This window comes from Azospirillum sp. BE72 (assembly GCF_031455875.1).
Taxonomy (GTDB): domain Bacteria; phylum Pseudomonadota; class Alphaproteobacteria; order Azospirillales; family Azospirillaceae; genus Azospirillum.
On record NZ_JAVDTO010000004.1, the window covers coordinates 309777 to 322413 of the forward strand.

A 12637-nucleotide genomic window follows, 5' to 3' on the forward strand; every position below is an offset into this window, starting at 1 on the left:
CGCCCGTCTCCGCCGATCCATTCGACCGTAGGACTTCATGCCCGACGCACTGCTGCTCCTGATCGCCGTTGCATTCCCGTTCGCCGGTGCGCTCGTCGCCGGGCTGCTGCCCACGCACGCACGCAACACGGCGGCGTGGCTGGCCGGCGGCGTGGCGCTGGTCGGGCTGGCGATGGTGTGGGCGGCCTATCCGACGGTGTCTGCGGGCGGCGTGGTCCGTTATTCGGCCGAATGGATGCCGATGCTGGGGCTGGACTTCTCCTTGCGCATGGACGGCTTCGCCTGGCTGTTTGCCGGGCTGGTGTCGGGCGTCGGTGCGCTGGTTGTGGTCTATGCACGCTATTACATGGCGGCCGAGGACCCGGTGCCGCGCTTCTTCGCCTTCCTCCTCGCCTTCATGGGGTCGATGACGGGGGTGGTGCTGTCGGGCAACCTGATCCAGCTCGCCTTTTTCTGGGAGCTGACCAGCCTCTTCTCCTTCCTGCTGATCGGCTATTGGCACCACACCGCCGCCGCGCGCGACGGTGCGCGCATGGCGTTGACCGTCACGGCGACCGGCGGCCTCTGCCTGTTCGCGGGCGTCCTGATCCTCGGCCACATCGTCGGCAGCTACGAATTGGACGCCGTGCTGGCGGCGGGCGACCGCATCCGCGCGCATCCGCTCTATCTGCCGGCATTGGTGCTGATCCTGCTCGGTGCCCTGACCAAGAGCGCGCAGTTCCCCTTCCATTTCTGGCTGCCGCACGCCATGGCGGCGCCGACCCCGGTGTCGGCCTATCTGCATTCGGCGACGCTGGTGAAGGCGGGCGTCTTCCTGATGGCGCGGCTGTGGCCGGTGCTGGCGGGGACGGAGGCGTGGTTCTGGATCGTCGGGTCCGCCGGCCTCGCCACCCTGCTGCTCGGCGCCTATGTCGCCATCTTCCAGCACGACCTGAAGGGGCTGCTGGCCTATTCGACCATCAGCCATCTCGGCCTCATCACCCTGCTGCTGGGGCTGAACAGCGAACTGGCGCTGGTGGCGGCGATCTTCCACGTCATCAACCACGCGACCTTCAAGGCCTCGCTGTTCATGGCCGCCGGCATCATCGACCACGAGACGGGGACGCGCGACATCCGGCGCCTGTCCGGCCTGAACCGCTTCATGCCCTTCACCGCCCGCCTCGCCCTGATCGCCGCCGGGGCCATGGCGGGCGTGCCGCTGCTGAACGGCTTCCTGTCCAAGGAGATGTTCTTCGCCGAGGCATTGTCGGCCAAGGAGCCGCTGCCGGTCTTCTTCGACGTGCTGCCGGTCGCCGCCATGGTGGCGAGCGCCTTCAGCGTCGCCTATTCGTTGCGCTTCATCCATGGCGCCTTTTTCGGGCCGGACCCGGTGGATTTGCCGATGAAGCCGCACGAGCCGCCGGCCTGGATGCGCTTCCCGGTGGAAATCCTGGTGCTGGCCTGCATCGTCATCGGCATCCTGCCGGCCGCCACCGTGGGACCCTACCTCGACATGGCCGCCCGCGCGGCGCTGGGAGCGGCGACGCCCGAATACAGCCTCGCGGTCTGGCACGGCTTCAACCGGCCGCTGCTGATGAGCATGATCGCCTTCGCCGCCGGGATCGGCCTCTACCGCCTGCTCCAAGGTCATCTCGCCAAAGGGATCGAGGGGCCGCCGCTGATCCGCGCGTTCGAAGGCCGGCGGATGTTCGAACGGACGATGGTCTTCCTGTCCTGGCGCCTCGCCCGCACGGCGGAGGGGTTGGTCGGCACCCGTCGCCTGCAGCCGCAGCTCCGCCTTGTGGTGTGCGTGGCGGTGCTGGCCGCCGGCTGGACGGTCTGGCTGCGTGGGTTGGGACCGGGCAACCTGGTGCCGTCGGGCATCGATCCGGTGCTGGCGCTGATCTGGGCGCTGGGCGCCGCCTTCGCGCTGGGCGCCGCCTGGCAGGCGAAGTTCCACCGGCTGGCGGCGCTGATCCTGCTGGGAGGTGCCGGGCTGGTCGTCTGCGTCACCTTCGTCTGGTTCTCCGCCCCCGATCTCGCGCTCACCCAGCTGCTGGTGGAGGTCGTCACCACCATCCTGCTTCTGCTGGGCCTGCGCTGGCTGCCCAAGCGGCTGGACGTTCCCGGCGCCCGCGGGTCGGAGGCGGTCACTCTGGGCCGCCGCCTGCGCGACCTCGGCATCGCCATCGCCGCCGGGGCCGGCATGGCCGGTCTCTCCTTCGGCGTGATGACCCGCTTCCCGCCGGAACTGCTGGCCCAGCATTTCCTGGAGCTTGCCTACAGCGAGGGCGGCGGCACCAACGTCGTCAACGTCATCCTGGTGGATTTCCGTGGCTTCGACACCATGGGGGAGATCACCGTGCTCGGCGCCGTGGCGCTGACCGCCTATGCCCTGCTGCGCCGCTTCCGCCCGGCGCCGGACAGCGTCGACGTTCCCGAACAGCAGCGCGACCAGAGCGCCTTCGACGCCTCCCAGCCCGACCGCCAGGAGGGCGATACGGCGGCGGAATGGCTGTTCATCCCATCGCTGATCGCGCGGCTTCTGTTCCCGCTGATCCTGATGGTGGCGCTGTTCCTGCTCCTGCGCGGCCACGATCTGCCGGGCGGCGGCTTCGCGGCCGGGCTGACCGTGGCGATCGCCATGATCCTGCAATACATGTTCGGCGGTACCCAGTGGGTGGAGGCGCGGCTGCGCGTCCTGCCGATGCGCTGGATGGGGGTGGGGATCCTGCTGGCCGCCGGCACCGGTCTTGGCGCCTGGATCTTCGGCCGGCCCTTCCTGACCAGCTATTTCGCCTACGCCGAGCTGCCGGTGCTGGGCAAGATCCCGGTGGCGAGCGCCCTGCTGTTCGACATCGGCGTCTTCGCCCTGGTGGTGGGCGCCACCATCCTGATCCTGATCGCGCTGGCCCGCCAGTCGCTGCGCGGCCATCGCGCCGCGGTGCCGCGCCCGGCGGAGATGCCGGCCGTGCCTGAACCGGTGCAATCCGGGCCGGTACCGTCCGCCGTGGGAGACGACTGACATGGAACTGATCCTTTCGCTCGGCATCGGCGTGCTGACCGGCTCCGGCGTGTGGCTGCTGCTGCGGCCCCGCACCTTCCAGGTGATCATCGGCCTGTCGCTGCTGTCCTATGCCGTCAACCTGTTCATCTTCTCCACCGGCGGCCTGCGCACCGGTGCCGAACCGATCCTGGAGGGCGGCCGGGCCGGCAACCTCGCCATGCATGCCGATCCGGTGCCGCAGGCGCTGGTGCTGACCGCCATCGTCATCGGCTTCGCCACCACCGCCCTGTTCCTCGTCCTGCTGCTCGCCGCCCGCGGCCTGACCGGGACCGACCATGTCGACGGAAAGGAGAAGAGCCGGTGACCGGCTGGATGGATCACCTGACCATCGCGCCCATCGTCCTGCCCATGCTGGCGGGAGCGGTGATGATGCTGATCGACGAGCGGCGGCGCACGCTGAAGGCCGTGATCGGCATGGCGTCGGCGCTCGCCCTGCTCGGGCTGGCCATCCTGGCGATGACCGTCGCGGACCAGGGCGCGGCCGGCGTCCGCGTCTACCGGCTGGGCGACTGGCCGGCCAATTTCGGCATCGTGCTGGTTCTGGACCGCTTCGCCGCGCTGATGCTGGTGCTGACCGGCATCCTGGGGGTGGCCGCCCTGCTGTTCTCGCTGCCGCGCTGGCAGAAGGCGGGCGCGCATTTCCATTCGCTGTTCCAGTTCCAGCTGATGGGGCTGAACGGCGCCTTCCTGACCGGCGACCTGTTCAACCTGTTCGTCTTCTTCGAGATCATGCTGGCCGCCTCCTATGGGCTGGCCCTGCACGGCTCGGGCCTTGCGCGGGTGCGGGCGGGGCTGCACTACATCGCGATCAACCTGTCGGCCTCGCTGCTGTTCCTGATCGGCGTCAGCATGATCTACGGCATCTCCGGCACCCTCAACATGGCCGACCTGGCCGGACGTGTCGCCGGGCTGGCGGCGGAGGATCGCGGACTGCTGGAGGCCGGGGCGGCCATTCTGGGCGTCGCCTTCCTGATCAAGGCGGGGATGTGGCCGCTGGGCTTCTGGCTGCCCAACACCTATTCCACCCTGGGTGCTGCCTCTGCCGCCATCGTCTCCATCCTCAGCAAGGTCGGCGTTTATGCCGTGCTGCGGCTGTGGCTGCTGGTGTTCGGCGACGGGGCCGGCGCCTCTTCCGGCTTCGGCGGCAATGTCCTGCTGGTCGGCGGGTTGCTGACCATCGGCTTCGGGTCGATCGCCGTGCTGGCGACGCAGAACATGGCGCGGCTGGCCGGGGCGAGCGTGCTGGTGTCGTCCGGCACCCTGCTGGCCGCCATCGGCGCCGGGCAGCTGTCGGTGACCGGCGGCGCCCTGTTCTATCTCAGCAGTTCGGTTCTTGCGGTCGCCGGCTTCTTTCTGGTGGTGGAACTGGTGGAGCGCGGCCGCGGCGTCGGCGCCGACGTGCTGGCGGTGACCCGCGAGGCGTATGGCGAGGGCGATGACGAGGAGTCCGACGATGGCGGTGCCGGCGTCGCCATTCCGGCGACGATGGCGATCCTCGGCATCGGCTTCATGTCCAGCGCGCTGCTGCTCGCCGGCCTGCCGCCGCTGTCCGGCTTTCTCGCCAAGTTCGCGATCCTGTCGCCGCTGCTGGCCGCCGGTCCGGACGTGCCGGTCACCACCTGGGTGCTGATGGCGGCGCTGGTCCTGTCCGGCTTGGCGACGGTGGTGGCGATGACGCGTGCCGGCATCGACGCCTTCTGGGCCTCCCCCTCCGAGGAGGCGCCGCGCGTGCGGGTGGCGGAGATCGCGCCGGTCCTGTTTCTGCTCGCCCTCAACGTGGCGCTGACCGTCCAGGCCGGGCCGGCGATGCGCTACATGGAGGACACCGCAAGGTCGCTGCATGCGCCGCGCGACTACAACGGCGCCGTGATGTCCGTTGCCCGCACACCCGGAACGACGGGAGGCTCCCAATGAGACCGGCGATGAGCAGTTGGCTTCCCTATCCCATGATGACCGCGACCCTGCTGGGGGTCTGGCTGCTGCTGAACGAAAGCGTGGCTCCGGGCACGATCGTCCTCGGCGGCGTGCTGTCGCTGGCGACAGCCGCGACGCTGAACACGCTCGGCCTTCCGGGCGGACGGCTCCGCCGGCCGCGCGCCGCTCTGTCGCTCCTGCTGGTGGTGCTGGAGGACATCGTCCGTTCCAACATCGCCGTCGCGATGATCATCCTGCGGCCGGGCAAAGGCGGCCGGGTTTCGGGCTTCGTGCGCATCCCGCTCGATCTCCGGGCACCCTACGGGCTGGCGACGCTCGCCTGCATCGTCACCGCCACCCCCGGCACGGTCTGGGTTGCCTATGACCGGACGCGGAACACCATCCTCCTCCACATCCTCGATCTCGTGGACGAGCAGGTGTGGATCGAGACCATCAAGGGGCGGTACGAGACACGGTTGATGGAGCTGTTCGAATGATCGTCAAACTTCTGATGGGAACGATCTTTCTGACCCAGATCCTGCTGGTGACCGCCATGGCCTTCGCGGCCTTCCGGGTGCTGCGCGGACCACGGGCGCAGGACCGTGTGCTGGGAATGGACACCCTCTATGTCACGGCGACCATGCTGCTCCTGACCTTCGGCATCCGCACCGGCAGCATCCTGTATTTCGAGGCGGCGCTGATCATCGCCCTGCTGGGATTCGTGTCGACGGCGGCGCTTGCGAAGTTCCTGATGCGCGGGGAGGTGATCGAATGACCCATCTGGCCGAAATTCCTGCCTGGGCGGCGGTCCTCACCTGTCTTCTGCTGCTGACCGGCGCCGTCCTGACGCTGATCGGGACGGTCGGCCTGCTGCGCTTCGACAGCTTCTACCAGCGCGTCCACGCTCCGACATTGGGTTCGACGCTGGGGATCGGCTGCATCCTGCTGGCCTCGATGCTGTTCTTCTCAGTGCTCGAATCGCGGGCGATCATCCACGAACTGCTGATCACCGCCCTGATGGTGGTCACCACGCCGATCACCCTGATGCTGCTGGCCCGCGCCGCCCTCTACCGCGACCGCACGGAGGGAAGCGACGAGGTGCCGCCACCGCCTTCGGATTGAGTGCCCCGCTCAAATCCGCTGCAGACGTCCCATCAGTTGCGGATTGTCCCAGGTCGGCTGCCTGTCCTCGATCGCCACGCGGTGGGGCAAGGGCGTGTCGCGTTCCAGCACGACCTCGACCCAGCGCGGCACCAGCTCGTTGTTGAGGTCGTCGAGGATGGCGAGCGCCAGCGCCTCCAGCCCATCCACGAAGCCGGCGAACTCTGCCAGATAGTCGGCGACGGAGGCCGGATCAGGCACCAGCCGGTCGGGCACCAGCCGCAGGGTCAGGCGCGTGCCGGCCATCGGCTCGCCGCGCAGCTCCACCAGATAATCGTGGCGGGCGTCGGGGGAGGGGCGGGTGGTCAGGCGCTCTCGCCTCATGCGGAAACTCCGAGCCCGGCCTGCCCGGCGCGGGTCAACTTCACCCAACTGCGCGCGCCGGACTGGAAGGACAGCCCGCCGCTGTAGCCCACCGCCCGCACGCTGTCGGCGAAGACCTGGATCAGTTCCACCCGCAGTTCCGGCGGCAGGGCGGCGTGGCTGCGCAGGATCAGGTCGAAATGGTTCGGCCGCACCAGCCCGTCCAACTGCATCGGCCCGAAGCGGCTGAGGTCCAGATCGATCAGGAAGCGGCTTCCGGGCTTGCCGCGCGGCCTGCCGTCGCCCTCCTCGTCCTCCTTCAGGGGATGGACATGCAGCTTGATTGGCTTCGGGCCGGTCGAATCCATCAGCGGGATGGTGTAGCTGCGCCAGTCGCCCGGCAGCGGTTCCGCAGCCTCGCGGCGCAGTCCCTCGAAATCCTTCTCCAGCCGATCCAACAGGTCGCGCCGCCCGGCCTTGTCGAGCGCGGATGAGGCATCGTCGCCGAGCCAGCCCCGCGCATCGCCACCGCGCATCGCCGCCAGGAAGAAGCCCAGCGCCGCGGTCAGCTTGCGGTTCGGTTGCGGCATGGTCGCCAGCATCGACTTCGCCAGTGCCGGGTCCGACGCTGCCAGCGTCGCCATCAGCTGCCGCATCGCCGGCCAGTCGCGCTCGCCGAGCGGCCCCGGCGGGCCGGGCAGGGTGGGGGCCGCCGCCTGGGTCGCCTGGGCGAGGTCGGTGAGCGCCGCGGTGACCTTGGCGCCCGGCGGCAGGCTGGCCGGGACGTTGAGGGCCAGCATGCCCTGCTTGGTCGCCAGGATCGGCTGACCCTGCGGCGTGCTGCCGGCGACCGTGCCGCGCAGGACCGGGGTGTCCGGTGGGACGGCGGGCTCCCCCGCGTCCGGGGGCGCCGGCTGGCTTTCGGCCCGGCCGTCGGTCCGGCCTCCCGCCTGTCCGTTCCGACCGCCGGCCTCCGGGTCGCCGGGCGGGCGGGGCTGTTGCGGCGGCGGGGTGATGGTCAGGATCCTCAACGCCACCGTGGCGCCACGCGGCAGGTCGGGCGGCTCGGCAGCGGTGCCGGACGGCTGGTCAGGCGTCGCCGGGGCTCCGGCGCCGGGATGCGCCGCATCGCCGCCCAGCTGGACCGGAGTGCCGAAGGTTGCGCTTCCCCCGGCCATCGGCGGTGCCGGCATGGATGGGGTGGCGGGTGCCGGTGTGGCGGGTGCCGCAGTCTCGGGCTTGGCCGGCCCGACCGGGTTGGCGCCGGCTGGGGAGGGGGCTGCCGGTTGCGGTGCGCCGCCGCCGGCCGGTGTCGCCGGCGTGGGCTTGGCGCCCGATCCGCCGGCGATCACCAGCGCCGGCACCACCGTGCCGGGCAGCAGAGGCGGCAGGGCGGGCGCCGTGGCCGGGGTGGGGGTCGGCAGGAGGACGGCGGGGGTCGCGGCATTTCCGGGCGCCGGGCTGCCCGCGGGCGTGGCTGCGGCCGTCCCGCCTGCCGCGGTCCCGCCTGCCGCCGTTCCGGCCGCCCCTGTTCCGGCCCCCGCTGTTCCGGCTGGGGTGCCCAGCGCCTGCAGCAGGATCAGCGCTGTGGGCTTGGCCGGGACCGTCGCCGTTGGTGTCGTGGTGGTGGGCGTGATCTGGACGGTGACCGGTTTGTCGGGCGGCAGCTCTGCCTTGCTGTCGAGCAGCAGCTCGCCCACCGACGTGCGCACGCGGGTCAGCCCTTCCGGCGTCTGGCCGGCGACGGTGCCGGTCAGCACCACCGGGCGGGTCACTTCCGGCAGCCGCTCGGGCAGTCGGACGACCGTGGCCTCGGCCGTGACGGGTGCGGGCGTGGCGGGGGCCGCCACGGCGGTGGCGGCAGCGGGCGTGACCGATGGTGGGAGCGCCCCGCCCATCGGTTCCGTTACTTGGAGCCGGCCAGCAGCCGCTGCACGATCGCCTCGACGTCGCGCGCCGCGTCGCAGGCGGGCGAGCGGGTCAGCAGCGGGGTCTGGTTGCGGATGGCGTCGCGCACCTTCAGGTCGCGGCGGATGATGCCCGCCAGCGCCGGCTTGTATTTCAGGAAGTTCTGGCAGGCCTTCAAGATGGTGCCGTAGGTGCGTTCGCCGTCCTTCACGCTCTGCGCCATGTTCACCACGATCCGCAGGTCGGCCGACGGGTTGGTGGCGTGGGTCAGCTTGATGAAGGCATAGGCGTCGGTCAGCGAAGTCGGCTCGTCCGTCGTCACCACCAGCGTGGTGCCGGCCGGTCCCGACAGGGTGCGCACCGTGCGGTCGACGCCGGCGCCCATGTCCATCACCACCCGGTCATAGCTCCTGGCCAGTTCCAGCAGGTCGTTGCGCAAGCCCGACAGGCGCTGACTCGGCAATTGCGCCAGCGTGCCCGATCCCGACCGTCCGGCGATGATGTCGAACCCGGTGTCGGGGAAGCGCTGCGCCGCCTTGGCCAGCGTCACCTCGCCGTTGATGACGGCGCCCAAATCGTTCTTGGGCGAAAAGCCCAGCTGGATGTCGACGTTGGCGAGGCCGAGGTCGCCGTCGAACAGCAGGGTGTTCATTCCCGCCTTGGTGAGGGCGTGGCTGAGCGTGATGGAGAACCACGTCTTGCCGACGCCGCCCTTCCCGCTGGCCACGGCGATGACGTTGGCGCCGCGCAGCGGGCGAACGTTCTTGAGGGCGGCCGGGAACACCGGATCGGTCATGGCAGGGTCCTCGACGAGGGGGAACTGGAGGCTTTTGCCTTGGTTGCGGATTTTGCGGTTGCGGGTTTCGTTGGCTTTGCGGCGGCAGACCTGCGTGGTGGCGGCGCCGGCTCGATCTCCGGCCCGTCGTCCTCCGGCTCATAGCCCCGCCCGAAGGTCGGCTTGCGCATGGGCGTATGGTCCGGCTCATGATCAGGCTGCCCGTCGTCTTCCTCGTCCCAGGCCGCGGTGCGGGCGGTGCGGCGCGGTGCCGACTCCTTGGCGGCGGGGGCCTTCTCCTCGGCCGGGATCATCATGCGGGCGAGCGCCAACGGGTTCAGGGCTGTCAGCCCCTCCGCCACCTTGGACGATACGCTGGCGTCGCAGAAGGACAGTCGGGCGCGGGCGGCGATCGCCAGCAGGCTGCCCAGCCGGCGGGTCATGTCCAGCCGGGTGACCAGCATCCGCCGCACGCCCACCGCCTTGAAGGCCAGCGCCATGTCAGCGGCCTCCAGCGCGTCCAGCCCGGCGGGCAGCACCAGCACCGGCTCCACCTCCCCGGCGCCGAGCAGGGCGCGGAGATCCTGCATGTCCTCGGCGTCGAAGGGGTTGCGGCCGGCGGTGTCGACCAGAACGAGGTCGGTCTTGCGGTGGACTTCGAAGGCGCCGGCCAGCGCGTCGGGGTCCTCCACCGTCGCCAACTTCAGCTTCATCAGCCGGGTGAAGGCGGCCAACTGGTCGACGCCGCCCGCGCGCACCGTGTCGGTGGTGATGACGCCGACCGACCGCTTCTTGAAGACCGCGCGCGCCGCCAGCTTGGCCGCGACCAGCGTCTTGCCCGATCCCGGCGGCCCGACCAGCGCCAGCGGCTTCACCGGACTGCGCCCGTCCGGCAGCGGATTGAAGGTGAAATAGGAATCGAGCGCCGAGCCCAGCGCCAGCCGCGGATCCTCGGTGTCGAGGCCCGATGCGGCATCGATCAGCTGTTCGGCCAGGGTGGCGGGGACGCCGTGGCGCTGCAGGGCGTCGGCCACCACCTCGCCCACGTCGATCTCGGGTTCGACCGGCTTTGGCGGGGCCTTCGCCCGGCCGCCGCGCGCATTGCCGGAAACGGGGGCGGCCGGCAGGTCGTCCTCTTCCACCGCCGCCGTGACGCGCACGCCGCCGCCTTCCTCCTCGCGCGTTGCGACGATGATGGCGTCGTCGCCCAGCGACTGGCGCACCATCCGCATGGCGTCGGACATGGTCTTGGCGTGGAAGGACTTCAGCCGCATCGGCGGTGCCTTCCGTCAGGCAAGGGGGAGAGAACGGCGCGCACCATCAGATCTGCCCCAGGGTCTTGATGCGGGCCTTCGGGTGGATCTCGTTCTGGGACATGACCACGGTAGCCGGCCGGAACCGCTCCACGATGGAGCGGACGAACGGCCGGATCAGCGGGCTGGTCAACAGAACGGGGCTCTCGCCCATCATGGCATGTCGCTCGAAGGTTTGGCGGACGGAAGTGATGAACTGCTGCAGGCGGGACGGGGCCATCGTCAGCTGCCGGTCGTCGCCGTCGCCCACCAGAGACTCGGCGAACGCCTGCTCCCATTCGGGCGACAGGGTGACGAGCGGGATGAAGCCCATCTCGTTCGTGTTCGCGTCGCAGATCTGCCGGGCAAGGCGGGACCGCACATGCTCGGTGATCTGGGTGATGCTGCGGGTCTGGCTGGTCGCTTCGGATACCCCTTCCAATATGGTGGGAAGATCCCGGATCGAAACGCGTTCGGCAAGGAGATTCTGCAACACCCGTTGCAATCCGCCCACAGTGATCTGATTCGGCACCACGTCGGCGATCAGCTTCTGGTGTTCCTTGTCGGTCTCGTCCAGCAGCTTCTGCGTCTCGGTGAAGGACAGCAGCTCCTGCATGTTGTCCTTGATCAGCTCGGTCAGATGGGTGGTGACCACGGTCGACGGGTCGACCACGGTGTAGCCCTTGAACAGCGCCTCCTCGCGATATCCCGGCTCGATCCAGATGGCGGGCAGGCCGAAGGTCGGCTCCACCGTCTGCTCGCCGGGCAGGCTCATGGCGTCGCCGCGCGGGTCCATGACCAGCAGCATGTTGGGCCGGATGTCGCCGCGCCCTGCCTCGATCTCCTTCACGCGGATGATGTAGGTGTTGGGCGGAAGCTGCAAATTGTCCTGGATGCGCACGGCCGGCATGACGAAGCCGACCTCGCCGGCGATCTGCCGGCGCAGGCCCTTGATCTGGTCGGTCAGCCGGTGGCTTCCCGCCTGCGGCTGGTTGATCAGCGACAAGAGGCCATAGCCAAGCTCCAGCCGGATCAGGTCGATGGCGAGCGCGGTGGAGATCGGTTCGTCCGGTACCGGCCCCGCTCCGGGCATGCCGCCCGGCCCTGCGCCGGTTGCTGCCTCCTCCGCCGCGGCTGCCTCCTCCGCCTCCTTCTTCGCGCGCAGGCGCGGCATGTACCAGGCGGCGGCGCCCACGGCGGCGATGACCGGGGCTAGCGTCAGGATCGGCATGCCCGGCAGCAGGGCCAGAACGCCGATGGCGCCGGCCGACAGCGCCAGCGCCTGGCTGTGGCCGGTCAGCTGGCCGACCACCGCCTTGTCGGTGGAGCCGCCCATGCCGGCCTTCGACACCAGGAAGCCGGCGGAGATCGAGATCACCAGCGCCGGGATCTGCGAGACGAGGCCGTCGCCGATGGTCAGCTTGGTGAAGGTGTCCAGCGCCTGCATCACCGGCATGTCGTGGCGCAGAACCGCGATGGTCACGCCGCCGATGATGTTGATGAACATGATCATCAGGCCGGCGACCGCGTCGCCCTTCACGAATTTCGACGCACCGTCCATCGAGCCGAAGAAGGCGCTTTCGTCCTCCAGCTCCTTGCGCCGCGCGCGCGCCGTGCCCTCGTCGATCATGCCGGCCGACAAGTCGGCGTCGATGGCCATCTGCTTGCCGGGCATGGCGTCGAGTGTGAAGCGCGCCGCCACTTCGGCGATGCGGCCCGAACCGGCGGTGATGACCTTGAAGTTCACGATGGTCAGGATGGCGTAGATGATCACGCCGATGACGAAATCGCCGCCCATGACCAGGCTGGCAAAGGCCTCGATGACATGGCCGGCGGCCGACGTGCCCTCGTGACCCTGCGTCAGGATCAGGCGCGTGGAGGCCATGTTCAAGGACAGGCGCAGCAGCGTGGTGATCAGCAGGATCGTCGGGTAGGAGGACAGCTCCAGCGGCTTTTCGATGAACAGCACCACCATCAGGATCAGGATGGAGATGGTGATGTTCAGCCCCAGCATCATGTCGAGCATGACGCTGGGCAGCGGCATGATCAGCCCGACCACGACGATCAGGATGCCGATGGCCATCGCCACGTCGCCGCGCTTCAGCGACGACTTGGCGACCGCCCACATCTCGCCGAAGGCGGCCATGTTGCCGGGACCGCCGCCCCTGCCGCCGCCTCCGCTATTCTGTTCCGTCAGCGCCATGGATGCTCCCGCCGCTCAGGGCCCGGTGCCGGACC

General features: G+C 69.7%; 11 protein-coding genes. 6 read left to right on the forward strand and 5 right to left on the reverse strand.

Annotated features, from left to right (window positions below):
* The first annotated feature begins 37 nt into the window (after nucleotides 1–37).
* Genes J2Y49_RS15825 through mnhG form a run of 6 tightly spaced genes read left to right on the forward strand, consistent with a single transcriptional unit; the run spans nucleotide 38 to nucleotide 6082 of the window.
* On the forward strand, nucleotides 38–3004 hold the full coding sequence (locus tag J2Y49_RS15825; protein ID WP_310115822.1) for a monovalent cation/H+ antiporter subunit A: 2967 nt from the start codon (nucleotides 38–40) through the stop codon (nucleotides 3002–3004).
* 1 nt (nucleotide 3005) lies between these two features.
* The gene (locus tag J2Y49_RS15830) at nucleotides 3006–3350 is read left to right on the forward strand and encodes a Na+/H+ antiporter subunit C (RefSeq protein ID WP_194914214.1); all 345 of its coding nucleotides are present in this window, start codon (nucleotides 3006–3008) and stop codon (nucleotides 3348–3350) included.
* Complete coding sequence (locus J2Y49_RS15835; protein ID WP_310115823.1) at nucleotides 3347–4960, forward strand: monovalent cation/H+ antiporter subunit D; 1614 nt, start codon at nucleotides 3347–3349, stop codon at nucleotides 4958–4960. Before J2Y49_RS15830 ends, J2Y49_RS15835 begins: the two co-directional genes overlap by 4 nt.
* A gap of 8 nt (nucleotides 4961–4968) precedes the next feature.
* The gene (locus J2Y49_RS15840; protein WP_310115824.1) at nucleotides 4969–5457 is read left to right on the forward strand and encodes a Na+/H+ antiporter subunit E; all 489 of its coding nucleotides are present in this window, start codon (nucleotides 4969–4971) and stop codon (nucleotides 5455–5457) included.
* Nucleotides 5454–5735, forward strand: coding sequence for a K+/H+ antiporter subunit F (locus J2Y49_RS15845; RefSeq protein ID WP_149224327.1), 282 nt, complete (start codon nucleotides 5454–5456; stop codon nucleotides 5733–5735). Before J2Y49_RS15840 ends, J2Y49_RS15845 begins: the two co-directional genes overlap by 4 nt.
* Nucleotides 5732–6082, forward strand: coding sequence for a monovalent cation/H(+) antiporter subunit G (gene mnhG / locus J2Y49_RS15850; RefSeq protein ID WP_310115825.1), 351 nt, complete (start codon nucleotides 5732–5734; stop codon nucleotides 6080–6082). The genes J2Y49_RS15845 and mnhG overlap by 4 nt, the downstream gene beginning before the upstream one ends.
* A gap of 9 nt (nucleotides 6083–6091) precedes the next feature.
* Here the strand turns inward: mnhG and J2Y49_RS15855 are convergent, their stop codons facing one another.
* The 5 genes from J2Y49_RS15855 to flhA are packed head-to-tail and all read right to left on the reverse strand — an operon-like array spanning nucleotide 6092 to nucleotide 12602.
* Nucleotides 6092–6445, reverse strand: coding sequence for a hypothetical protein (locus tag J2Y49_RS15855; RefSeq protein WP_310115826.1), 354 nt, complete (start codon nucleotides 6443–6445; stop codon nucleotides 6092–6094).
* Nucleotides 6442–8322 carry a hypothetical protein gene (locus J2Y49_RS15860; RefSeq protein ID WP_310115827.1) on the reverse strand — a complete coding sequence of 627 codons (1881 nt, stop codon included), beginning with the start codon at nucleotides 8320–8322 and terminating at the stop codon, nucleotides 6442–6444. The genes J2Y49_RS15855 and J2Y49_RS15860 overlap by 4 nt, the downstream gene beginning before the upstream one ends.
* An 8-nt stretch (nucleotides 8323–8330) precedes the next feature.
* Nucleotides 8331–9128 (reverse strand): MinD/ParA family protein, encoded by a 798-nt coding sequence (locus J2Y49_RS15865; RefSeq protein ID WP_108546967.1) that lies wholly within the window; start codon nucleotides 9126–9128, stop codon nucleotides 8331–8333.
* Entirely contained in the window at nucleotides 9125–10381 is a 1257-nt protein-coding gene (locus J2Y49_RS15870; RefSeq protein ID WP_310115828.1) for a GTPase, read from the reverse strand. The genes J2Y49_RS15865 and J2Y49_RS15870 overlap by 4 nt, the downstream gene beginning before the upstream one ends.
* A 46-nt stretch (nucleotides 10382–10427) precedes the next feature.
* On the reverse strand, nucleotides 10428–12602 hold the full coding sequence (flhA, locus tag J2Y49_RS15875) for a flagellar biosynthesis protein FlhA (RefSeq protein WP_310115829.1): 2175 nt from the start codon (nucleotides 12600–12602) through the stop codon (nucleotides 10428–10430).
* Between the last annotated feature and the right edge of the window lie 35 nt (nucleotides 12603–12637).